This window comes from Pseudomonas danubii, from assembly GCF_042980055.1.
Lineage (GTDB): Bacteria > Pseudomonadota > Gammaproteobacteria > Pseudomonadales > Pseudomonadaceae > Aquipseudomonas > Aquipseudomonas danubii.
Map to the genome: position 1 here is coordinate 1372501 of NZ_CP116502.1, position 25386 is coordinate 1397886.

The window sequence follows — 25386 nt, forward strand, 5'->3', positions numbered from 1 at the left end:
TAAGCCTGTGAAGGTGAGTTGAGAAGCTTGCTGGAGGTATCAGAAGTGCGAATGCTGACATGAGTAACGACAATGGGTGTGAAAAACACCCACGCCGAAAGACCAAGGTTTCCTGCGCAACGTTAATCGACGCAGGGTTAGTCGGTCCCTAAGGCGAGGCTGAAAAGCGTAGTCGATGGAAAACAGGTTAATATTCCTGTACTTCTAGTTATTGCGATGGAGGGACGGAGAAGGCTAGGCCAGCTTGGCGTTGGTTGTCCAAGTTTAAGGTGGTAGGCTGGAATCTTAGGTAAATCCGGGGTTCTAAGGCCGAGAGCTGATGACGAGTTACCTTTTAGGTGACGAAGTGGTTGATGCCATGCTTCCAAGAAAAGCTTCTAAGCTTCAGATAACTAGGAACCGTACCCCAAACCGACACAGGTGGTTGGGTAGAGAATACCAAGGCGCTTGAGAGAACTCGGGTGAAGGAACTAGGCAAAATGGCACCGTAACTTCGGGAGAAGGTGCGCCGGTGAGGGTGAAGGACTTGCTCCGTAAGCTCATGCCGGTCGAAGATACCAGGCCGCTGCGACTGTTTATTAAAAACACAGCACTCTGCAAACACGAAAGTGGACGTATAGGGTGTGACGCCTGCCCGGTGCCGGAAGGTTAATTGATGGGGTTAGCTAACGCGAAGCTCTTGATCGAAGCCCCGGTAAACGGCGGCCGTAACTATAACGGTCCTAAGGTAGCGAAATTCCTTGTCGGGTAAGTTCCGACCTGCACGAATGGCGTAACGATGGCGGCGCTGTCTCCACCCGAGACTCAGTGAAATTGAAATCGCTGTGAAGATGCAGTGTATCCGCGGCTAGACGGAAAGACCCCGTGAACCTTTACTATAGCTTTGCACTGGACTTTGAATTTGCTTGTGTAGGATAGGTGGGAGGCTTTGAAGCGTGAACGCCAGTTTGCGTGGAGCCATCCTTGAAATACCACCCTGGCAACTTTGAGGTTCTAACTCAGGTCCGTTATCCGGATCGAGGACAGTGTATGGTGGGTAGTTTGACTGGGGCGGTCTCCTCCTAAAGAGTAACGGAGGAGTACGAAGGTGCGCTCAGACCGGTCGGAAATCGGTCGTAGAGTATAAAGGCAAAAGCGCGCTTGACTGCGAGACAGACACGTCGAGCAGGTACGAAAGTAGGTCTTAGTGATCCGGTGGTTCTGTATGGAAGGGCCATCGCTCAACGGATAAAAGGTACTCCGGGGATAACAGGCTGATACCGCCCAAGAGTTCATATCGACGGCGGTGTTTGGCACCTCGATGTCGGCTCATCACATCCTGGGGCTGAAGCCGGTCCCAAGGGTATGGCTGTTCGCCATTTAAAGTGGTACGCGAGCTGGGTTTAGAACGTCGTGAGACAGTTCGGTCCCTATCTGCCGTGGACGTTTGAGATTTGAGAGGGGCTGCTCCTAGTACGAGAGGACCGGAGTGGACGAACCTCTGGTGTTCCGGTTGTCACGCCAGTGGCATTGCCGGGTAGCTATGTTCGGAAAAGATAACCGCTGAAAGCATCTAAGCGGGAAACTTGCCTCAAGATGAGATCTCACTGGGATCTTGAATCCCCTAAAGGGCCGTCGAAGACTACGACGTTGATAGGTTGGGTGTGTAAGCGCTGTGAGGCGTTGAGCTAACCAATACTAATTGCCCGTGAGGCTTGACCATATAACACCCAAGCAATTTGCTTAAGAAGCGAGTTGCGGTGTGTGAAGACGCTACGAACCGAAAGTTTGCACAACACACAAATCTATTACATACCCATTCGCTGGCACGTTGCATGAGCAACGGACTGGCTACCGAATTTCTTGACGACCATAGAGCGTTGGAACCACCTGATCCCATCCCGAACTCAGAAGTGAAACGATGCATCGCCGATGGTAGTGTGGGGTTTCCCCATGTGAGAGTAGGTCATCGTCAAGATTAAATTCCGAAACCCCAATTGCGAAAGCAATTGGGGTTTTGTCTTTATGTAGAAGTTACTGATTTTGCTGACACGTTCGACTCTAGAGTCCAACGGATCGGCCACAGAATTTCTTGACGACCATAGAGCGTTGGAACCACCTGATCCCATCCCGAACTCAGAAGTGAAACGATGCATCGCCGATGGTAGTGTGGGGTTTCCCCATGTGAGAGTAGGTCATCGTCAAGATTAAATTCCCAAACCCCTGTTTGCTGACGCAGACAGGGGTTTTGTTTTTGCGCTCGATAAAGTCTGGGTAATCAAGTCACAAGGTCCTGCGGAGTACCTGTAGCTGCCTTGAACAGACGGCTATTACCAACGTTCTACTCTATCCTTAACGCCAGGCTCTACGCCGATTGCCGCTCCTGCGGGCAATCAACTTACACCACCAGATATAAATGCCATCAGCCACAGCCCACAATTGCCGGGCAAGACCAGGGTTGTAATGGAACTCAAGCAGAAACGGCACCAGGTTCTCTCTGTAAGCCGCAGGCTCCCCCCAAAGCGCTTGAGCACTGACCGAATCTAGATAAAGCACCTAATGGCTTTGGCATAACGCCTGCGGGTGGTAGTTCCGTACGTGGTACAACTTGCCAGCAATGCAGTGTCCGGCCTCTTGTAGATACTCCTGCAGCCTTGGATATCCGGTCTGCACTCGGTCCACCAGCGCTCCGGGTGCCAGTAGTAGCGCTGCTCCGGATGCTTCATAGAGTTGGGGAAGGCATGCCGGCTCTCCACCAGCAGTGGGCGCCGAGTGCCCCGCTGATCTGGACGGCGAACTTGTTTGATGACATGGAGCCTGCCGGCCTGATTGCCACAAATGACAATTAGTCGCGCTGTTATGGAGGGGTTATCGATTTGGCAGTAAGCAGGAAGCTGTCGGTCATCTGAAAATGCGCGGCGGACGCTCTGGAATGCCGTTCGGCGGGAATCGGCAAGTTCAGACAAGTAATTCAGATAAATCTCTAAGGGTTCGGGGATTCTTGCCGAAAGACTGATAAGACATGTGTGCACCAAAGTAGAGCGGCCGGAGAATGTCGCCTGCACTGTTACATGGAATGTTGCTTTACGGACGCATCCCCACTTTCGGCATAAGAAGTCCCATGAAATGAATCTCAAGTTCAGCCATAAAATCCTTTTGGCCGCCTCCGGCGTAGTGGTTCTGGCTTTTGCGTTGTTCACTTTGTACAACGACTACTTGCAGCGAAACACTATCCGACAGAACCTCGAGTCCTCCATCCAGCAGGCCGGTGAGCTCACCTCCAGCAGCGTGCAGAACTGGATGAGCGGGCGAATCCTGGTGCTCGAGAACCTGGCGCAGAACGTTGCCCACCAAGGTCACAACGCAGACTTCCCGGGCCTGGTGGATCAGCCAGCCTTCACCTCGAATTTCCAGTTCACCTATGTCGGCCAAGCCAATGGCACCTTCACCCAGCGTCCTGATGCGAAGATGCCCGACGGCTACGATCCGCGTCAGCGGCCCTGGTACAAACAGGCCGTAACCGCCGATAAAACCATGCTGACCCCGCCCTACATGGCGGCTGTCGGCGGTTTGGTGGTCACCATCGCCATGCCGGTGAAGAAGCAGGGAGAATTACTCGGTGTGGTCGGTGGCGACCTGAGCCTGGAAACCCTGGTGAAGATCATCAACTCGGTGGACTTCGGCGGCCTGGGCCATGCCTTCCTGGTCAGCGCCGACGGTCAGGTGATCGTCAGCCCGGACAAAGACCAGGTGATGAAGAACCTCAAGGACATCTATCCCAGCGCCAATGTGCGGATCGCCAGCGGCAACCAGGAAGTGGTCCTGAACAAACAGGAACGCATCCTTTCCTTCACCCCGGTGACCGGTCTGCCGAATGCCGAATGGTACATCGGTCTGTCCATCGACAAGGAAAAGGCCTACGCACCACTGAGCCAGTTCCGTACTTCTGCCTTGATCGCCATGTTTATCGCTGTGGCGGTGATTGCGGTATTGCTGACTCTGCTGATCCAGGTGCTGATGCGCCCGCTGATCACCATGGGCCGGGCGATGCAGGACATTGCTCAGGGCGAAGGCGACCTGACCCGGCGTCTGGTCGTGGAAAGCAAGGACGAGTTCGGCGAGTTGGGCAGTTCGTTCAACCAGTTCGTGGAACGGATTCACGCCTCGATTTCCGAAGTGTCCTCGGCTACTCGCCAGGTGCATGATTTGTCGCAACGGGTGATGGCATCGTCCAACGCGTCGATCATCGGTTCCGACGAGCAGAGCGCCCGCACCAACAGCGTAGCCGCAGCGATCAACGAACTGGGTGCTGCCACCCAGGAAATCGCCCGCAACGCCGCCGATGCCTCGCAACACGCCAGTGGCGCCAGCGAGCAGGCCGACGACGGTCGCCAAGTGGTGGAGCAGACCATCCAGGCGATGACCGAGCTGTCGCAGAAGATCAGCCTGTCCTGCACCCAGATCGAGACCCTGAATGCCAGCACCGACAACATCGGGCACATTCTTGATGTGATCAAGGGCATCTCCCAGCAGACCAATCTGTTGGCCCTCAACGCCGCCATCGAAGCGGCCCGTGCCGGTGAAGCCGGCCGTGGTTTCGCCGTGGTGGCCGATGAGGTGCGTAACCTGGCCCACCGTACCCAGGAGTCGGCGGAAGAGATCCACAAGATGATCACCTCCCTGCAGGTCGGGTCCCGCGAGGCGGTCTCGACCATGAATGCCAGCCAGGCGTCCAGCGAAGAGAGCGTCGAAGTGGCCAACCAGGCCGGTGCACGGTTGATCAGCGTGACTCAGCGGATCGGCGAGATCGATGGCATGAACCAGTCGGTGGCTGCGGCAACCGAGGAACAGACCGCGGTGGTGGAGACCCTCAACGTCGACATCAACCAGATCAACCTGCTGAACCAGCAGGGCGTTGCCAACCTCAACGAAACCCTGAAGGACTGTGATGCACTGTCGCAGCAGGCCAGCCGCCTGAAGCAACTGGTGGACAGCTTCAAGATCTGAGGCCGTCAGGGACCGCCCCTAAAGCCCGCTCCTGCATCACAGCAGAGCGGGCTTTTTCATGGGCGGCGTTCAGGTCAGGTGTTCCCCCAGCAGCCCCAGGTGCGTGTTGATCACTTGCAACAGGCGCTGGCGCTGAGACTTGATGAAGAAATGGTTGCCGGCCACTTCAATCAGTTCGAATTCGCGCCCAGTGAACTCTCGCCAGTTGAGCATATGGTTGGCTGTCGCCAGCGGGTCCTCACTGCCATAGAAAGCCGTCAGCGGTATGTCGAGGCAGCCGCTGGAGGTGTCGTACCAGGTTTCGAAGAGTTTCAGGCCGTTGCGCAGCAAGCGTTCGTAGGATTGCAGGTCGTTTTGCCCCCGGGGCATCTCCAGGGGGCTGGCGCCGAGAGTCAGGATCGCTTCGCGGAATGCCGCGATGGGCAATGAGTGCAGCAAAGGCCGGCGGGGCAGGCTGTCAGGGCTGCGGCAGCCAGAGACGAACAGGTGGCGGGTCTGCAGTGGAAACCGCTCCTGGGCGTACTTGCAGGTTTCGTACGCCAACAGTGCCCCCAGGCCGTGGCCGAACAGCGCATGGGGCTTGTCGAGCCAGGGATTGAGGGCGGCGAACGTGTTTTCCAGCAGGCTCGGCCAGTTGTCACAGGGCGCTTCGTCGCGGCGTGGGCCGTGCCCCGGAAGGTTGATCACCACCAGCTCGATGTGATCGGCCAGGCTGTTGGACCACACTCGCAGTTGCTCCGCTGCCGCCCCGGCCTGGGGAAAGCAGATCAGGCGTATGCGGGTGGCGTGCCCTGAGTTGATCACCAGCGTCCATTGTCGGGTGTCGGTGTACACAGCTTTTCCTTAAGCAAGGTGGCCCGTGGGCGGGATCTCGTTGCGGACAAGAGGCCGTTGGAGGGGGACGTCCCAGTCCGCGAATGGTTTCTAACATAGTGGCTGGCGCGGCTGAATGCACGTGGCGACGGGTGAAATTCATGGGCTGTCGCCGGCAACGCAAAGGCCACTTGAAGCTATTCTCTGAGTGTTGAATGCAGGCCCTTCCCTGGTGGCCGGTGATTGTAAGGTGCCATTGTTTTTTGTCGGGCCAGCCTTCACCATCAGCCGATTTACGACAGCTCCCATGGACTCATTGCATTGGCGGCACGTTTAGCTCTTTTTCGGACCTTGCGCTGGTTCTGCTCGGCACTGCTGCTGGCTGGCGCGCTGCTGGGCAGTCTGCACGCCGACTGGGATTTTTCCCTGATCAGCCGCCGTGCCACGGCGCTCTACGGTCCCCTGGGCGAAGGTCAGCAACGTATCGATGCCTGGCAGCACCTGCTGGCCACGCAGAAGCAGGTGCCCGAGCGCGAGCAGTTGAAAGTGGTCAACCTGTTCTTCAATAAGAACATGCGCTACATGGAAGATATCGATCTGTGGCGTCAGGTGGACTACTGGGAGACGCCGATCGAGGCGCTATGGAAGGGCGCCGGTGACTGCGAGGACTATGCGATTGCCAAGTACTTCAGCCTGCGGCGTCTCGGGGTGTCCAGTGACAAACTGCGCATCACCTACGTCAAGGCCTTGCGCCAGAACCGCGCGCACATGGTCCTGACCTACTATTCCACGGCGGATGCCATGCCGCTGGTGCTCGATAGCCTGGAGGACTCGATCCGCCCGGCCAGCGAGCGAACCGACCTGCTGCCGGTGTACTCCTTCAATGCCGAAGGGTTGTGGCTGCCGGGCGCCAAAGGCAACAAGCGGGTCGGTGATACCAAGCGCCTGTCCCGTTGGCAGGATGTGTTGAAAAAAATGCAGGCCGAAGGTTTCCCGGTCGAGACGACTAACTAGGAGCACGAGCTCAGATGTCTTTGTTCAAACAACTGTTGATCGCAATCTGTGTGTTCCTGGTGGTCGCCTTCAGCGGCAGCTTCATGGTCAGCCTGGAAAGTTCACGCACCCAGTATGTCAATCAGCTGCGCTCCCATGCCCAGGACGCGGCCACGGCCCTGGCCTTGTCGCTGACACCGAATATCGATGATCCGGCGATGGTCGAACTGATGGTCAGTTCGATCTTCGACAGCGGCTACTACGCCAGCATCCGGGTGGTGGACCTGGCCACCGACAAGACCATCGTCGAGCGCAACGGCATCCCGGAAGTCAGCAATGTGCCCCAGTGGTTCGTCAAGCTCATCGGCCTTGAGCCTGCCGGCGGCGACGCCATCGTCAGTCGTGGCTGGGAGCAGGCAGCGCGGGTTGAAGTGCTTAGCCACCCGATGTTCGCCGTGGCCAAGCTTTGGCAGAGCGCCCTGGGCAGCCTGGGCTGGCTGTTGATCTGTGGTGCGGTGAGCGCGGTGCTCGGTGCCCTGTTGCTGCGGCGCCAGCTCAAGCCGCTGGACTACATGGTCCAGCAGTCCCATGCCATTGCCCGCCGCGAGTTCCTCAGCCTGCCGCAACTGCCCCGAACCCCGGAACTGCGCCGGGTAGTGCAGGCGATGAACCAGATGGTCGAGAAGCTCAAGGCGCTGTTCCAGGAGCAGGCCGAGCGCAGTGAAAAACTGCGCATCGAGTCGTATCAGGACAGCCTGACCGGGCTGGCCAACCGGCGTTATTTCGAAATGCAGCTGCATGCCCGGGTGAGCAACCCGGAGCAGGCCAGTTCCGGTTACCTGCTGCTGTTGCGGGTTAAGGACCTGGCTGGCCTGAACCAGCGTCTGGGGGGCCAGCGCACCGACCAACTGCTGCAAGCGGTGGGAGAGCAATTGCTGCGCGAGTGCAACAAGTACCCCGAAACCCAGAACCTGGTGACCCGGGTCCGCGGTGGCGAATTCGCCGTACTGGCGCCCGGCCTGGTGCGTGAGGAAGCCATCCAGCTGGCCCAAAGCCTGGACAGCGCTCTGGGCAACCTGCATGCCACCGGCGCCACCGACGTTGCCGCAGTAGCCACCATCGGTCTGGCGGCCTTTGCTCACGGAGATTCGCCACAAGCGGTGCTCAGCCTCGGCGATCAGGCCCTGGCCCAGGCCGAAGCCCAGGGCGAGACCAACTGGGCCTGCCTGGATCAGGGGGGTGGAGCTCAAGTCGGGGATGATCACCATGCCTGGCATGAGCTGCTGGACCGGGCGCTGTCGGAGCAGCGCTTCAAGCTGTATTTCCAGCCGGTGGTGGCGGCCCAGGACACCACGCTGGTGCTGCACTACAAGGTGTTGTCGCGGTTGCTGGACGAGCAGGGCCAGACCATCCCGGCCGGGCGCTTCCTGCCCTGGTTGGAGCGCTTTGGCTGGACGTCGCGCCTGGATCTGCTGATGTTGGAACAGGTGTTGAAGCAGATGGTCGGACATGACCACTGCCTGGCGTTGAACCTGTCGGCAGCCACCCTGGAAGATCCTCAGGCCCTGAACCGGGTATTCGAGATTCTGCGCCAGCACTCTGACCTGGGGCCGCGCCTGACCCTGGAAATCGGTGAGGAACAGCTGCCTGAGCAGATTCAGCTGGAACAGTTGACCCGGCGCCTGCGTGAACTGGGCTTCTCCCTCAGCCTGCAACGCTTTGGCGGGCGCTTCAGCATGATCGGCAACCTGGCGCGCTTGGGCCTGGCCTATCTGAAGATTGACGGCAGCTACATCCGCGACATCGATCAGGAAAGTGACAAACGCCTGTTTATCGAAGCTATCCAGCGGGCTGCCCACAGCATCGACCTGCCGCTGATTGCCGAGCGGGTCGAGACCCAGGGCGAGCTGCAGGTGATTCGCGAGATGGGGCTGTATGGCGTGCAGGGGCAACTGTTCGGCGAGCCAGCACCTTGGGCTTGAACGTGCATTCGCCGGCAAGCCGGCTCCTGTAGGCGAGGGGCTTTCAGATCAAACCGGTTTCATCATCATTGATCAGCCGGCTGAGTCCACCCAGGGCCTCACGGGCCTGGGTGCGATCCATCAGCTTGGCCTGAGCCGCCGCCGGCAGGTCGGTGACGCGAATCACGCCCTTGCTGGTCAGGACCTGAATCAGGTCGTCCAGCACCCGGATCATTTCCAGGTCACTCTGCTTGAGCTGCTTGAGACTGACTTCCACCGCCTCGTTGGCGTACCAGGTCTGGATCTCGTGGTGATCGGCGGGCAGCGTCTCGGTAGCCTCGGCGTAAGCGGCGGCTTCCACGCGAATCAGCTGACCTTGCGCATCGCGTTGCACGTAGAACATGGCAAATCCCTCAGGCTTTTTTAGGCATCCGGCTGTCAGCAGCATAGGCCAGCGCAGCATTCAGAGCGCGAGTATGCGGTGCGCCGCGACAATCGTCACGGCGCAGGCTGTTGGCCAGGACCCGGCAACCACCCGCCAGGGGTGGCTGCCAGGAGCCGATCAGCTGTTGTTGTGATCGATCTTGATGGTCGGGTCGCTACCGGCGATCAACGAGTTGATGTTGGCATTGGACCAGTTGTTGCCTTCCAGCTTGATCGTCACGTCGGCGTTGGCCAGGCCCCCGGCGGCGTTGAGCTTGCCTTCGGAACTGACCTGCAGAGTCGAGACCCCGTCCACGGTAGTGATCTTGAGGAAGTTGTCGATGGTGCTGGCGCTCTCGCCCTGCAGCAGATCCCGCAGGTCGATACGGTCACCTTCACTGGCCTTGAAATCCTTGATCACATCGTTGCCAGTGTCGCCGGCCTTCCAGACAAAGGTATCGGCACCTGAACCGCCGATCAGGATGTCATTGCCCTGGCCGCCGATCAGGGTGTCTTTGCCGGTGCCCCCCAGCAGGATGTCATTACCCTTGCCGCCGTCCAGCGTGTCGTTGCCGCCCTGGCCGAAGAGAATGTCATTGCCGGCGCCGCCCAGCAGGGTGTCGTTGCCGTCATGGCTGCCAGACACATCGAACTCTGTGTAGTGCTCGGTGATGTACTGGTGCACGTTGCTGGTGGTGACCTTGCTCACATCGACCCCGTTCTGCTGGGCCACGTAGGCCTGCATGGCCTGGTAACCCTCGCCGGCGATGCCGTTGAAGCTCACCAGGTCGCCGAACAGGATGTCGTTGCCGTCGCCGCCGCTGACCTTGTCGGCCCCCGGCATGGTGGCTTCGGTGTGACCGATGATCGAATTGGCCAGGTCGTTCGGGTCGATGTTGGTCTGCGGCTTGCCATCGCTGTCGTATGGCTTGAGGTCGTTGAGGCTGACATCGTTGTTCAGGCCGATGGCTTCCACCTGGGACAGTTTGCTCAGCAGTACGAAGCCATCATTGGAGTTGCTGGTGGTGGCCGAGTTAGTGCTGCTACCGGTACCCGCCAGGTTCGACAGCTCATAGGTGCCGTCACCCTGGGCGTGCAGGGTGCCCAGGGTCTTGCTGCTCCAACCCCAGCCATTGGTGTAGGTCTGCAGAACCACCGAGCCGCTAGAGTTCACGGAGAGGTAGTGGGTGTTGTCGATGTAGCTGCTGAAGGTATCCCCCAGCTTGTAGTTGCTGGTGGTCACCACATCGTCGAGGCGCACGTTGCCGTACAGCGTCGGGTTGGTCTGCTCGCCGCTCTGGTAGTAGGTCGGCTTACCGTCGGTGATGAAGTAGGTCAGGTTGGTGGCATTGGTATTGCCGGTGGCCTGGCTGCTCTGGAAGAAGTTGGCCGTGGTCTTGAACACGTCTTCATAGTTGGTGCCGCCGCCAGAAGCCATCGAATCCAGCACGGCCTTGAGTTGGGCCAGGGCATTCGGGTCGTTGAGGTTCACCGCTACCGACTTGTTGACCTGGGAATCGAAGTCGGCCAGGAAGATGTTCACGGTACCCGAGCCAGCGCTGCCGATGCTGTTCTTCAGGGTATTGAACACCGAGGTCAGTGAGTTCTTGGCCGCGGTGATCGAGGCGCTGCTCATACTGCCCGAGGTGTCCACCATGAAGGCGATGTTGTAGTTGGTGCCCGGGACCACCGTCAGGCCGCCGATGTCGGCGACCACGATGTCGTTGCCGTCGGTACCGGTGACGGTATCGTCGTCGGCGGTGGCGACCACAGCGTTGTAGTTTGCCGGGTAGACCTTGACCGGGATCTGCGCCGAAGTGCTGGCAGAACCGCCCAGGGACTCGGTGGAGGTCGAGGTCACGTTGAGGTTGAAGGTGCCGTTGTAGTAAGGCGGCGGGGTGACCGTCAGGTTGCCCAGGTTCCAGCCGGTGACGTTGGCTTCGCCGGAGGTCGCGGTGGCGGTGAAGGTATGCCCGGCGCCATCGCTGAGGACGGAGCCTGCAGGAATGCCGCTGATCTTCACGCTCAGGGTTTCCGAACCGTCGGTATCGGTCAGGCCGGTGCTGATCTTCGACAGATGCACGCTGCCGCCTTCACCGCCTTCGTTGAGCTTGTAGCCGTCGTAGTAACCCTCGCCGTTGGTGCCGTGCAGGTCGGACACCGAAACTCCGGCGTTGGTCAGGTCGGTGACGCCGGTGTACAGCGGCACGCCGGCGTTGCTCAGGTCTACCGGGGCTCCGCCGTTGACCGACAGGTTGACGTCGTAGCTGCCCGGGCCACTCTGGTTGTGGTGGTAGATATCGATGGTGTAGTAGCCGTTGGTGGTCGGGGTGAAGGTACCGTTGAGGTTACCGCCCGCGCCCCAGGTGGTGCTGGCCACGTTCTTGCCGCCGATGGTCACCAGCAGGCTGTCGTCGCCGGTGCCGGAGAAGGTGTAGGCCTTGCCGGCTTCCAGGTAGATCAGGCCGGAGGTCTTCGATGCGGTGCCCGGGGTGATGTTGCCGTCGGACTGGACGTTGGTCGCCAGGCTGCTGCTGTTAGGCGTACCGGCAGCATCAATCACCGATTTCAGGGTGCTGGCGGACGCGCCGTTGCCGTCGGTGCCCAGGCCGCTGAGGCCGGTCCAGACTTCCTTGAGCAGGCCCACCGAGTTGACGTTGTTGCCCGCCACGCTCAGGGTCGGGGCATCGGCCACTGGGGTGATGTCGACCGTGACCGTACCGGTGCTGCCCAGGGCCTGGCCATCGGTTGGCTGGAACTTGATCTGGGCGTAATCGGCCTGTTGGTTGCCTACGCCGGTGCCGCCGTAGCCATTGGTGCCGGATTCATTGGCGTCCGGGGTGAAGCGCAGTTTGCCGGCATCGATATCGGCCTTGCTGAAGGTCTGGTTGTTGGCCACGTCCTTCCAGGTCGAACCGTCCAGGTACTGCAGTTTGCCTTCACCCGGCAGTTGGGTGATTTTCACTCCAAGGTTGGCAGCCGGGCTGTCGACGTCGCTGACGCCGAAGTTGGACCAGGTCAGGGCCAGCGGGCTGTCTTCGCTGCCGGTTACGGCGCCGCCGGTGGCGGTTGGGGCGTCGTTTACCGCCACCACATTGACCGTGGTGGTGGCGACGTTGGAGTAGTTGCCGCCGTCGGTCACGGTCACGGTGATGGTCCGTGGCGTGGTGCTCGGGTCTTCACTGTTGTTGGTGAAGGTGATGTTCTTGATCTGTTGCATGTAGTCGGCCAGCGTCGCGTTGCCCGACAGGGTCAGGGTGATCGAGCCGTCCTTGCTGTTGGCATTGATGTTGATGCCGTTGACGCTGTTGCCCAGGTTCAGCGAGTCCCCCGGCTGACGGTTGGTCAGCACGATGGTGGCGCCGGTCAGCATCGTGCTGTCCGGGTCGGTGATGCTCAGGTCGGTGTCGGCGATCGACACGCCAGGGCCCGTGGTGCCTTCGGTGAAAGTGACCTTGTAGTCGGCACCGCTGGCGCCGCTGGAGTTGTTGGCGTCCAGGTCGATGACCGGTGGCGCATCGTTGTCGATGATCGAGGTGGTGACGCTGTTGTTACTGCCCACCACCAGGTTCTCGAAGTTACCGCCGCTGGCCGAATCGATCTTGACCGTGAAGTTCTCGGTGCCTTCAGTGATCTTGTTGTCAATAGTGGCGACGTTGAAGTTGGCGCTGCTGGCGCCGGCCGGAATCTTCACGGTGTACACGCCGCTGAAGTCCGAACCGTCAGTGGCGGTGCCGCTGTAGCTGATCTTCAGGGTGACTTCGGTCTGCGCCGGATGCGTCAGGCTCACGGTGTAGCTGGCGGTCTGGCCTTCAGTGACCGAAGTGCTGCCGGTGATGCCCACCGAAGTGGTATCCACGGTGTCGGTCACGTTGGTCACCGCTGGTGTGGTGTCCGGCACCAGCTTCTCGAAGTTGCCTCCGGTGGCGCTGGTGATCGAGGCATTGACCTTGCCGGCGTCGATATAGACGTCGTCAGCCGGCGCCGCAACGGTGACGGTACCGGTGGTTTTGCCGGCGGCGATGTTGATCACCGCGCCGTTGCTCAGAGTGACGGTCACCGGAGTACCGGCTGCGTTGGTCAGGGTCGCGGTGTAGATGATCGAACCGCCTTCAGCCACGGTGCCAGTGGCGCTGAGGCTGACACTGGTGGTGTCGACGGTGTCGGTCACGGTGGTGCTGACCGGGGTCTTGTCGGCCACCAGGTTCTCGTAGTTGCCGCCGCTGACGTTGGTGATGGAGTTGGTCAGCGGAGTGTGGCCGACCAGTACATCGTTAGGCGCGCTGATGCTCACCGAACCGGTGGTCTCGCCGACCGGGATGGTGATCTTCTCGCCATTGGCCAGGTTCACGGTGACGGGCGAACCGGTCACAGGAGCGCTAACGGTGGCGGTATAAGTGACGTTGCCGCCTTCGGTAGCCGAAGGCGTGGCCTTGAGCGTGACGGTGCTGTTGTCGATGGTGTCGGTAACGTCGGTCACCGCTGGTGTGGTGTTTGGCACCAGCTTCTCGAAGTTGCCGCCCTCGGCCTTGGTGATGGTGGCCTCAACCTTGCCAGCGTCCTTGTAAACGTCATCGGTTGGCGCCGCGACGGTGGCGGTGCCAGTGGTGGCGCCGGCAGCGATGGTGATTACTGCACCATTACTCAAGGTCACGGTAACCGGAGTGCCTGCAGCATTGCTCAGGGTCGCGGTGTAAACGATGGAGCCGCCCTCGGCCACAGTGCCGGTGGCGCTGAGGCTGACACTGGTGGTGTCGACGGTGTCGGTCACGGTGGTGCTGACCGGAGTCTTGTCAGCCACCAGGTTCTCGTAGTTGCCGCCGCTGACGTTGGTGATGGAGTTGGTCAGCGGAGTGTGGCCGACCAGTACATCGTTAGGCGCGCTGATGCTCACCGAACCGGTGGTCTCGCCGACCGGGATGGTGATCTTCTCGCCATTGGCCAGGTTCACGGTGACGGGCGAACCGGTCACAGGAGCGCTAACGGTGGCGGTATAAGTGACGTTGCCGCCTTCGGCAGCCGAAGGCGTGGCCTTGAGCGTGACGGTGCTGTTGTCGATGGTGTCGGTAACGTCGGTCACCGCTGGCGTGGTGTTTGGCACCAGCTTCTCGAAGTTGCCACCTTCGGCCTTGGTGATAGTGGCTTCGACCTTGCCTGCATCCTTGTAAACGTCATCGGTTGGCGCCGCGACGGTGGCGGTGCCAGTGGTGGCGCCGGCAGCAATGGTGATCACCGCGCCGTTGCTCAGGGTCACGGTGACTGGAGTACCGGCCGCATTGCTCAGTGTTGCGGTGTAAACGATGGACCCGCCTTCGGCCACGGAGTCAGTAGCACTCAGGCTCAGTGTGGTGGTGTCTGGCGTATCAGTAACCGAGGTTTCAGCTGGTTTGTCGCTGATCTCCAACTTCTCGTAGTTACCGCCGTCAGCCTTGGTAATGGTGGTGCTCAGGGAGCTGCCGCCAGCCAGAGCATCATTTGGAGCGGTGAAGTTCACGGTGCCGGAGGATTCACCGACCGGAATGGTGATGGTCTGACCGTTGGACAGGGTCACCACGACCGGCGAACCGGTCACCGGAGCGGTAACCGACGCGGTGTAAACCACGGTTCCACCTTCGGCGACGCTCGGGGTCGCGGTCAGGCTGACAGTCGACGTATCGATAGTGTCAGTGACATCAGTCACAGCTGGCGCTGGGTTGGTGACCAGGTTCTCGAAGTTGCCGCCATCCGCTTTGGTGATGGTGACTTCAACCTTACCAGCGTCTTTGTAGACGTCATCGGCTGGGGCCGCGACAGTCGCGGTGCCAGTTGTGGTACCAGCGGCGATGGTGATCACCGCACCGTTGCTCAGGGTCACGGTGACCGGAGTACCAGCAGGGTTGGTCAGCGTAGCGGTGTAAACGATGGAGCCACCTTCTGCTACCGAGTCAGTAGCACTCAGGCTCAGAGTGGTGGTGTCTGGTGTATCAGTAACCGAGGTTTCAGCTGGCTTGTCGCTGACTTCCAGTTTTTCGTAGTTGCCACCGTCCGCTTTGGTGATGGTGGTGCTCAGAGAGCTACCGCCAGCCAGGGCGTCATTCGGCGCGGTGAAGTTCACCGAACCTTGGCTTTCGCCAACTGGGATGGTGATGGTCTGACCGTTGGACAGGGTCACTACTACTGGTGAGCCAGTCACTGGCGCGGTGACCGAAGCGGTGTACACCACAGTGCCGCCTTCGGCGACGCTTGGCGTAGCAGTCAGCGAAACGGTGCTGGTGTCGATGGTATCGGTGACGTCAGTCACGGCAGGTGCTGGATTGGTGACCAGGTTCTCGAAGTTACCGCCGTCCGCTTTGGTGATGGTGGCTTCGACTTTGCCGGCGTCTTTGTAGACGTCATCGGCCGGCGCTGCGACGGTGGTGGTGCCGGAAGTGGCGCCGGCAGCAATGGTGATCACCGCGCCGTTGCTCAGGGTCACAGTGACCGGAGTCCCTGCAGCGTTGGTCAGGGTCGCGGTGTAAACGATGGATCCGCCTTCTGCTACCGAGTCAGTAGCACTCAGGCTCAGAGTAGTGGTGTCCGGGGTATCGGTAACCGAGGTTTCAGCTGGCTTGTCGTTGATCTCCAGCTTCTCGTAGTTACCACCGTCGGCTTTGGTGATGGTGGTGCTCAGAGAGCTACCGCCCGCCAGGGCATCGTTCGGCGCGGTGAAGTTCACGGTGCCGGAGGATTCACCGACTGGAATAGTGATGGTCTGACCGTTGGACAAGGTCACCACAACCGGCGAGCCGGTCACTGGAGCGGAGACCGAAGCGGTGTACACCACAGTGCCGCCTTCAGCGACGCTTGGCGTAGCGGTCAGCGAAACGGTGCTGGTATCGATAGTGTCGGTGACATCGGTGACGGCTGGCGCTGGGTTGGTAACCAGGTTCTCGAAGTTGCCACCGTCTGCTTTGGTGATAGTGACTTCGACCTTACCGGCATCCTTGTAAACATCATCCGCAGGAGCGGCAACGGTTGCAGTCCCCGAAGTAGCGCCAGCGGCGATGGTGATGACGGCACCATTGGAGAGTGTGACCGTGACCGGAGTGCCAGCGGCGTTGGTCAGTGTTGCGGTGTAAACGATCGAGCCACCTTCGGCCACAGAATCGGTGGCCGTCAGGCTCAGGGTGGTGGTATCCGGAGTATCGGTAACCGAGGTTTCAGCGGGTTTATCGCTGATCTCCAGCTTCTCGTAGTTGCCACCGTCCGCTTTGGTGATGGTGGTGCTCAGGGAGCTGCCGCCAGCCAGGGCATCGTTCGGTGCAGTGAAGTTCACCGAACCTTGGCTTTCACCGACCGGGATGGTGATGGTCTGACCGTTGGACAGGGTCACTACTACTGGCGAGCCAGTCACTGGCGCTGTGACCGAAGCGGTGTACACCACAGTGCCGCCTTCAGCGACGCTTGGCGTAGCAGTCAGCGAAACGGTGCTGGTGTCGATGGTATCGGTGACATCAGTCACAGCCGGAGCTGGGTTGGTGACTAGGTTCTCGAAGTTACCGCCGTCCGCTTTAGTGATGGTGGCTTCAACCTTGCCCGCATCTTTGTAGACGTCATCGGCTGGGGCCGCAACGGTTGCAGTCCCCGAAGTGGCACCGGCAGCAATGGTGATCACCGCGCCATTGCTCAGGGTCACAGTGACCGGAGTGCCAGCGGCGTTGGTCAGTGTTGCGGTGTAAACGATCGAGCCACCTTCGGCCACAGAATCGGTGGCCGTCAGGCTCAGGGTAGTGGTATCTGGCGTATCGGTAACCGAGGTTTCAGCAGGTTTATCGCTGATCTCCAGCTTCTCGTAGTTGCCGCCGTCAGCCTTGGTAATGGTGGTGCTCAGGGAGCTGCCGCCTGCCAGTGCGTCGTTGGGTGCGGTGAAGTTCACGGTGCCGGACGATTCGCCAACCGGAATAGTGATGGTCTGTCCGTTGGACAGAGTTACCACAACCGGCGAGCCGGTAACCGGAGCCGTAACCGAAGCGGTGTACACCACAGTGCCGCCTTCGGTGACGCTTGGTGTAGCGGTCAGGCTGACAGTCGACGTATCGATAGTGTCAGTGACATCAGTCACGGCAGGCGCTGGATTGGGGACCAGGTTTTCGAAGTTGCCACCGTCCGCTTTGGTGATGGTGGCTTCGACTTTGCCGGCGTCTTTGTAAACGTCGTCGGCTGGTGCTGCGACGGTGGCGGTGCCGGAAGTGGCACCGGCAGCAATGGTGATCACCGCGCCATTGCTCAAGGTTACGGTGACCGGCGTACCAGCCGCATTACTCAGTGTCGCGGTATAGACAATGGAGCCGCCTTCAGCCACGGAGTCGGTGGCCGAGAGGCTCAGCGTCGTGGTGTCCGGGGTATCAGTGACTGTAGTTTCAGCTGGCTTATCGCTGACCTCCAGCTTCTCGTAGTTACCACCGTCCGCTTTGGTGATGGTGGTGCTCAGAGAGCTACCGCCAGCCAGGGCATCGTTCGGCGCGGTGAAGTTCACCGTGGCGGAAGACTCGCCCACTGGAATAGTGATGGTCTGACCGTTGGACAGAGTCACCACAACCGGCGAGCCGGTAACCGGAGCCGTAACCGACGCGGTGTACACCACTGTGCCGCCTTCGGCGACGCTCGGAGTGGCAGTCAGGCTGACGGTGGAAGTGTCGATGGTGTCGGTGACATCAGTCACAGCCGGAGCTGGGTTGGTGACCAGGTTCTCGAAGTTGCCGCCGTCAGCTTTGGTGATGGTGGCTTCGACTTTGCCGGCATCCTTGTAAACATCGTCTGCAGGAGCGGCAACGGTGGCAGTCCCCGAAGTGGCGCCTGCCGCGATGGTGATGACGGCACCGTTGGAGAGTGTGACCGTGACCGGAGTGCCAGCGGCATTGGTCAGGGTCGCGGTGTAGACGATGGAGCCGCCTTCGGCCACCGAGTCGGTGGCGGTGAGGCTCAAAGTCGTTGTATCCGGGGTATCGGTCACGCTGGTCTCAGCCGGTTTATCGCTGATCTCCAGTTTTTCGTAGTTGCCGCCATCGGCCTTGGTGATGGTGGTGCTTAGGGAGCTGCCACCGGCCAGAGCGTCGTTGGGGGCGGTGAAATTAACAGAGGCCTGGCTTTCGCCGACCGGGATGGTGATGGTCTGGCCGTTGGACAGGGTCACTACAACTGGCGAACCGGTCACCGGCGCGGTGACCGAAGCGGTGTACACCACGGTGCCGCCTTCAGCGACGCTTGGCGTTGCAGTGAGGGACACGGTACTGGTGTCGATGGTGTCAGTGACGTCGGTTACTGCCGGAGCCGGGTTGGTCTCCAGGTTCTCGAAGTTGCCGCCGTCAGCTTTGGTGATGGTGGCTTCAACCTTGCCAGCGTCCTTGTACACGTCGTCGGCCGGGGCGGCGACGGTCGCGGTGCCGGAAGTGGCGCCAGCGGCGATGGTGATCACCGCGCCATTGCTCAGGGTCACGGTCACCGGAGCACCTGCCGCATTGCTCAGGGTCGCGGTGTAGACGATGGAGCCGCCTTCGGCCACCGAGTCGGTGGCACTCAGGCTCAGGGTGGTGGTGTCCGGAGTGTCGGTGACAGCGGTCTCGGCCGGCTTGTCATTGATCTCCAGTTTTTCGTAGTTGCCACCCTCGGTCTTGGTGATGGTGGTGCTCAGGGAGCTGCCGCCAGCCAAGGCATCATTGGGCGCCGTGAAGTTCACGGTGGCGGAAGACTCGCCCACCGGAATGGTAATGGTCTGTCCGTTGGACAGGGTCACCACAACCGGAGAGCCGGTCACCGGCGCCGAAACCGACGCGGTGTACACCACGGTGCCGCCTTCGGCGACGCTTGGGGTAGCGGTCAGGCTGATGGTCGAGGTGTCGATGGTGTCAGTGACATCGGTCACCGCTGGAGCCGGGTTGGTCTCCAGGTTCTCGAAGTTGCCGCCGTCAGCCTTGCTGATGGTGACTTCAACCTTGCCGGCGTCCTTATAGACGTCGTCGGCAGGCGCCGCGACGGTGGCGGTGCCAGTCGTGGCGCCAGCGGCGATGGTGATCACCGCGCCGTTGCTCAGGGTTACGGTCACCGGGGTGCCAGCAGCATTGGTCAGTGTGGCGGTGTAAACGATGGAACCGCCTTCGGCCACGGAGTCGGTGGCCGAGAGGCTCAGGGTGGTGGTGTCCGGGGTGTCGGTTACTGTGGTTTCAGCGGGCTTTTCGCTGATCTCCAGCTTCTCGAAGTTGCCGCCGTCAGCCTTGGTGATGGTGGTGCTCAGGGAGCTGCCGCCAGCCAGGGCATCGTTGGGCGCGGTGAAGTTCACGGTGGCGGACGATTCGCCCACCGGGATGGTAATGGTCTGTCCGTTGGACAGGGTCACTACAACTGGCGAGCCGGTCACCGGCGCCGACACAGACGCGGTGTACACCACGGTACCGCCTTCGGCCACGCTTGAAGTCGCCGTCAGGTTCACCGTCGAGGTATCGATGGTGTCGGTGACATCGGTGACGGCTGGCGCTGGGTTGGTTTCCAGGTTCTCGAAGTTGCCGCCGTCAGCTTTGGTGATGGTGACTTCGACCTTGCCGGCGTCTTTGTACACGTCGTCAGCCGGTGCGGCGACGGTGGCTGTACCCGAGGTAGCGCCAGCGGCGATGGTGATGACTGCACCGTTGGACAGGGTCACGGTGACCGGAGTGCCTGCAGCATTGGTCAGGGTAGCGGTGTAGACAATGGAGCCGCCCTCGGCCACGGAGTCGGTGGCCGACAGGCTCAGCGTCGTGGTGTCCGGCGTATCGGTAACACTGGTCTCAGCGGGTTTGTCGTTGATGTCCAGCTTTTCGTAGTTGCCACCGTCCGCTTTGGTGATGGTGGTACTCAGAGAGCTACCGCCAGCCAGGGCGTCATTCGGTGCAGTGAAGTTCACGCTGCCGGAAGATTCGCCAACCGGAATGGTAATGGTCTGGCCGTTGGACAGGGTCACTACAACTGGCGAACCGGTCACCGGCGCGGTGACCGAAGCGGTGTACACCACGGTGCCGCCTTCAGCGACGCTTGGCGTAGCAGTCAGTGAAACGGTACTGGTGTCGATGGTATCGGTGACATCAGTCACCGCTGGAGCTGGGTTGGTGACCAGGTTTTCGAAGTTACCACCGTCAGCTTTGGTGATGGTGGCTTCGACTTTGCCGGCGTCTTTGTACACGTCGTCAGCCGGAGCGGCGACTGTGGCGGTGCCTGAAGTGGCGCCTGCGGCAATGGTGATCACCGCGCCGTTGCTCAGGGTCACGGTCACCGGAGTTCCGGCAGCGTTGGTCAGAGTGGCGGTGTAGACGATAGAGCCGCCCTCGGCCACAGACTCAGTGGCCGTCAGGCTCAGAGTCGTTGTATCCGGAGTATCGGTAACGCTGGTTTCAGCGGGTTTATCGCTGATTTCCAGTTTCTCGTAGTTGCCGCCATCGGCCTTGGTAATGGTGGTGCTCAGAGAGCTACCGCCAGCCAGGGCGTCATTCGGTGCAGTGAAGTTCACGCTGCCGGAGGACTCGCCCACTGGAATAGTGATGGTCTGGCCGTTGGACAGGGTCACTACCACTGGCGAGCCAGTCACTGGCGCGGTGACCGATGCGGTGTATACCACGATGCCGCCTTCAGCGACGCTCGGGGTTGCGGTCAGGCTAACAGTCGAAGTGTCGATGGTGTCAGTGACATCGGTCACCGCTGGAGCCGGGTTGGTTTCCAGGTTCTCGAAGTTGCCGCCCTCGGCCTTGCTGATGGTGACTTCGACCTTGCCGGCATCTTTGTAAACATCATCCGCAGGAGCGGCAACGGTTGCAGTCCCCGAAGTGGCGCCTGCCGCGATGGTGATGACGGCACCGTTGGAGAGCGTGACCGTGACCGGTGTGCCAGCGGCGTTGGTCAGGGTGGCGGTGTAAACGATGGACCCACCTTCGGCCACGGAGTCGGTGGCCGACAGGCTCAGGGTGGTGGTATCTGGCGTATCGGTAACGCTGGTCTCAGCAGGTTTATCGCTGATTTCCAGTTTTTCGTAGTTGCCACCGTCCGCTTTGGTGATGGTGGTACTCAGGGAGCTACCGCCAGCCAGGGCGTCATTCGGCGCGGTGAAGTTCACGCTGCCGGAGGACTCGCCCACTGGAATAGTGATGGTCTGACCGTTGGACAGGGTCACCACGACCGGCGAACCGGTCACCGGAGCGGTAACCGACGCGGTGTAAACCACGGTTCCACCTTCGGCGACGCTCGGGGTCGCGGTCAGGCTGACAGTCGACGTATCGATAGTGTCAGTGACATCAGTCACGGCTGGCGCTGGGTTGGTGACCAGGTTTTCGAAGTTGCCGCCATCCGCTTTGGTGATGGTGACTTCAACCTTACCAGCGTCTTTGTAGACGTCATCGGCTGGGGCCGCGACAGTCGCGGTGCCAGTTGTGGTACCAGCGGCGATGGTGATCACCGCACCGTTGCTCAGGGTCACGGTGACCGGAGTACCAGCAGGGTTGGTCAGCGTAGCGGTGTAAACGATGGAGCCACCTTCTGCTACCGAGTCAGTAGCACTCAGGCTCAGAGTGGTGGTGTCTGGTGTATCAGTAACCGAGGTTTCAGCTGGCTTGTCGCTGACTTCCAGTTTTTCGTAGTTGCCACCGTCCGCTTTGGTGATGGTGGTGCTAAGGGAGCTGCCGCCTGCCAGTGCATCGTTTGGCGCGGTGAAGTTCACGGTGCCAGAGGATTCGCCCACCGGAATGGTGATGGTCTGGCCATTGGACAGCGTTACTACGACCGGGGAGCCAGTTACTGGGGCGGACACCGAGGCTGTGTACACCACGATGCCGCCTTCGGCGACGCTTGGGGTCGCGGTTAACGAAACGGTGCTGGTATCGATAGTGTCAGTGACATCAGTCACGGCTGGAGCTGGATTGGTGACCAAGTTTTCGAAGTTGCCGCCATCGGCTTTGGTGATGGTGACTTCTACTTTACCGGCATCCTTGTAGACGTCATCGGCCGGTGCCGCCACGGTGGCGGTGCCAGTTGTGGCGCCAGCGGCAATGGTGATCACCGCGCCATTGCTCAGGGTCACGGTGACGGGAGTGCCAGCAGCATTGGTCAAGGTCGCGGTGTAAACAATCGAGCCGCCCTCAGCCACGGTATCGGTAGCGGTCACGCTAAGGGTGGTGGTATCCGGGGTATCGGTAACCGAGGTCTCAGCGGGCTTATCGCTGATTTCCAGCTTTTCGTAGTTACCACCGTCAGCTTTGGTGATGGTGGTGCTAAGGGAGCTGCCGCCTGCCAGTGCATCGTTCGGCGCGGTGACGTTCACGGTGCCAGAGGATTCGCCCACCGGAATGGTGATGGTCTGGCCATTGGACAGCGTTACTACGACCGGGGAGCCAGTTACTGGGGCGGACACCGAGGCTGTGTACACCACGATGCCGCCTTCGGCGACGCTTGGGGTCGCGGTTAACGAAACGGTGCTGGTATCGATAGTGTCAGTGACATCAGTCACGGCTGGAGCTGGATTGGTGACCAAGTTTTCGAAGTTGCCGCCATCGGCTTTGGTGATGGTGACTTCTACTTTACCGGCATCCTTGTAGACGTCATCGGCCGGTGCCGCCACGGTGGCGGTGCCAGTTGTGGCGCCTGCGGCAATGGTGATCACCGCGCCGTTGCTCAGGGTCACGGTGACCGGAGTGCCGGCAGCGTTGGTCAGGGTCGCGGTGTAAACAATCGAACCGCCTTCTGCCACGGTATCGGTGGCAGTCACGCTGAGTGTGGTGGAGTCCGGTGTGTCGGTGACCGAGGTTTCAGCTGGCTTGTCGTTGATCTCCAGCTTCTCGTAGTTACCACCGTCAGCTTTGGTGATGGTGGTGCTCAGGGAACTGCCGCCTGCCAGTGCATCGTTAGGCGCGGTGAAGTTCACGGTGCCGGACGATTCGCCAACCGGAATAGTGATGGTCTGTCCGTTGGACAGAGTCACCACAACCGGCGAGCCGGTAACCGGAGCCGTAACCGAAGCGGTGTAAACCACGGTGCCGCCTTCAGCGACACTTGGTGTAGCGGTTAACGAAACGGTGCTGGTATCGACAGTGTCAGTGACATCGGTGACCGCTGGCGCTGGGTTGGTAACCAGGTTCTCGAAGTTGCCGCCGTCGGCTTTGGTGATGGTGACTTCAACCTTGCCAGCGTCTTTGTACACGTCATCGGCTGGGGCCGCGACGGTGGCGGTGCCAGTCGTGGCGCCTGCGGCAATGGTGATGACTGCACCGTTGGACAGGGTCACGGTGACGGGTGTGCCAGCAGCATTGGTCAGCGTGGCGGTGTAAACAATCGAACCGCCTTCTGCCACGGTATCGGTAGCAGTCACGCTAAGGGTGGTGGTATCCGGAGTATCGGTAACCGAGGTTTCAGCTGGCTTGTCGTTGATCTCCAGCTTCTCGTAGTTACCACCGTCGGCTTTGGTGATGGTGGTGCTCAGAGAGCTACCGCCCGCCAGGGCATCGTTCGGCGCGGTGAAGTTCACGGTGCCGGAGGATTCACCGACTGGAATAGTGATGGTCTGGCCGTTGGACAGGGTGACCACGACCGGCGAGCCGGTAACCGGAGCCGTAACCGAAGCGGTGTACACCACAGTTCCACCTTCGGCGACGCTCGGAGTGGCGGTCAGGCTGACGGTGGAAGTGTCGATGGTGTCGGTGACATCAGTCACAGCCGGCGCTGGGTTGGTGACCAGGTTTTCGAAGTTGCCGCCATCGGTCTTGGTGATGGTGACTTCGACCTTGCCCGCGTCCTTATAGACGTCATCAGCCGGTGCGGCCACGGTGGCGGTGCCAGTGGTGGCGCCAGCGGCGATGGTGATCACTGCACCGTTGCTCAGGGTCACGGTGACCGGAGTCCCAGCAGGATTGGTCAGTGTCGCGGTGTAGACGATGGAGCCGCCTTCGGCCACGGTGCCGGTGGCCGACAGGCTCAGGCCGGTATCGTCAATGGTGTCAGTGACTGTGGTCACGGCCTTGTCGGTGCTGGGCACCAGGCTCTCGAAGTTGCCGCCCTCGGCCTTGGTGATGCCGACCTCGATGGTGCTGCCGTTCTTGTAGACATCGTTGACCGGGGCCGCGACGTCGATCGAACCGCTGGACTTGCCCGCTTCGATGGTGATGACCGAACCGTTGGACAGGGTAATGGTCACCGGCGTTTGCGCCGGGTTGGTCAGGGTGGCGGTGTAGGTGATCTGTCCGCCTTCGGTGACGTTGGCATCGGCTGTCAGGGTGACGGTGGTGGTGTCGATAGTGTCGGTGATCTGGGTCACAGCCGGGGTTGGATTGACGGTCACCAGCAGGCCACCGCCGCCAGCGGTGCCGGTCACGCTCACGCTGATCTGGCCGGGGTCGATGTAGACGTTGTCTTGGGGCGCCAGAGGGACCTGCACGCTGCCAGTGGTTTGGCCCGCACTGATCACGATGACCGCACCATTGGACAGGGTGACGGTCAGGTCGGTCAGCGGTGCCTGGGTCAGAGTGGCGGTATACACCAGCACACCACCGGCTTCGGTGATGGTTGGGGTGGCGCCCAGGGTCAGGGTCGCCGGACGCAGCGAATCACTGCCACTGCCGTTGCCATTGGCCAGGCCATTATTGTTGGTCAGCCCGCCAATGGTGTTGTCCTGGGCCGAAGTGGCCAGCCCCAGGCCGGCCGTCGGGAAGCCGATGGTCGGGTCCACCCGGCCAGCGGTTTCCTCAAGCTGGACGAAGCTATGGCCGCCCCCGGCGGCACCGCCCGTACCTGCTGCGGACGGGCCGGCAGCAGTGGCTTCCAGGTCGGTGGTCGGGTCGACACCCGCGGCAATGGCCTGCTGCAGTTCAGCCACCGATGGCGCGGCTTGCGCGCTGGCCTGGGCCAGGTCGGTGCTGGAGTCCGGTGCGGCACCGCTCCATTGAGTGTCGCGGCCAAGGTCGAGGGTACGCCCGTCGGTCAACTCCAGGGTAACGGCACCCGCCGGGCCGGTATCCACTTGGTCACCCACGAACAGGCGGTCGCCTTCGATGAGTACGCGCCGGATTCCTTCCGGGGAAACTACGAAAACCTGACCGACAATGCTTTTGACGATGGCAACAACACTGCTCATTGGGGACTCTCCGGTGTACCGCTCAGTTGACATCCATGTACCGGCTTGGGCGCGGGCCGCAACTCAGTCTGGAGGTACATTGCTGTGTAATTGGGAACGGGTATTTGACAGTAT

General features: G+C 60.6%; 6 protein-coding genes, 3 rRNA genes and 1 pseudogene (1 of these 10 only partly in view). 7 read left to right on the forward strand and 3 right to left on the reverse strand.

The features are described from left to right. The 5 genes and pseudogenes from PFZ56_RS06515 to PFZ56_RS06535 all read left to right on the forward strand — a co-directional run. Positions 1-1702: ribosomal RNA gene (locus PFZ56_RS06515) — 23S ribosomal RNA — on the forward strand; it begins 1190 nt to the left of the window's first position. 139 nt (positions 1703-1841) lie between these two features. After that, positions 1842-1957 (forward strand): 5S ribosomal RNA (rrf, locus tag PFZ56_RS06520). 113 nt (positions 1958-2070) lie between these two features. Next, positions 2071-2186 (forward strand): 5S ribosomal RNA (gene rrf, locus PFZ56_RS06525). A gap of 919 nt (positions 2187-3105) precedes the next feature. Next, a pseudogene (locus tag PFZ56_RS06530) lies at positions 3106-4083 on the forward strand (cache domain-containing protein); the annotation flags it as partial. Between the two features lie 117 nt (positions 4084-4200). Beyond that, positions 4201-4986 carry a methyl-accepting chemotaxis protein gene (locus PFZ56_RS06535; RefSeq protein ID WP_371826218.1) on the forward strand — a complete coding sequence of 262 codons (786 nt, stop codon included), beginning with the start codon at positions 4201-4203 and terminating at the stop codon, positions 4984-4986. Positions 4987-5055: 69 nt separating this feature from the next. Here PFZ56_RS06535 and PFZ56_RS06540 read toward each other — a convergent pair whose 3' ends face one another. Beyond that, positions 5056-5820 carry a thioesterase II family protein gene (locus PFZ56_RS06540; protein ID WP_170002495.1) on the reverse strand — a complete coding sequence of 255 codons (765 nt, stop codon included), beginning with the start codon at positions 5818-5820 and terminating at the stop codon, positions 5056-5058. Positions 5821-6120: 300 nt separating this feature from the next. Between PFZ56_RS06540 and lapG the strand changes: the two genes are divergently transcribed. Then, the gene (gene lapG, locus PFZ56_RS06545) at positions 6121-6813 is read left to right on the forward strand and encodes a cysteine protease LapG (RefSeq protein WP_102882660.1); all 693 of its coding nucleotides are present in this window, start codon (positions 6121-6123) and stop codon (positions 6811-6813) included. A gap of 14 nt (positions 6814-6827) precedes the next feature. After that, positions 6828-8774, forward strand: a complete 1947-nt coding sequence (gene lapD, locus PFZ56_RS06550) for a cyclic di-GMP receptor LapD (protein ID WP_170002497.1) — start codon at positions 6828-6830, stop codon at positions 8772-8774. A gap of 43 nt (positions 8775-8817) precedes the next feature. On the opposite strand, the gene PFZ56_RS06555 is transcribed toward lapD, so the two are convergent. Together PFZ56_RS06555 and PFZ56_RS06560 are read right to left on the reverse strand one after the other, a co-directional pair. Continuing rightward, positions 8818-9156, reverse strand: coding sequence for a tryptophan synthase subunit beta (locus tag PFZ56_RS06555; RefSeq protein ID WP_102861886.1), 339 nt, complete (start codon positions 9154-9156; stop codon positions 8818-8820). A gap of 159 nt (positions 9157-9315) precedes the next feature. Further along, entirely contained in the window at positions 9316-25272 is a 15957-nt protein-coding gene (locus PFZ56_RS06560) for a LapA family giant adhesin (RefSeq protein WP_394304628.1), read from the reverse strand. Between the last annotated feature and the right edge of the window lie 114 nt (positions 25273-25386).

Excerpts from the sequence above, each read along its gene's own strand:
- PFZ56_RS06535 (WP_371826218.1), top strand. The coding sequence starts at position 4,201 with ATGGCATCGTCCAACGCGTCGATCATCGGTTCCGACGAGCAGAGCGCC.
- lapD (WP_170002497.1), top strand. The coding sequence starts at position 6,828 with ATGTCTTTGTTCAAACAACTGTTGATCGCAATCTGTGTGTTCCTGGTG.
- PFZ56_RS06555 (WP_102861886.1), bottom strand. The coding sequence starts at position 9,156 with ATGTTCTACGTGCAACGCGATGCGCAAGGTCAGCTGATTCGCGTGGAA.
- PFZ56_RS06560 (WP_394304628.1), bottom strand. The coding sequence starts at position 25,272 with ATGAGCAGTGTTGTTGCCATCGTCAAAAGCATTGTCGGTCAGGTTTTC.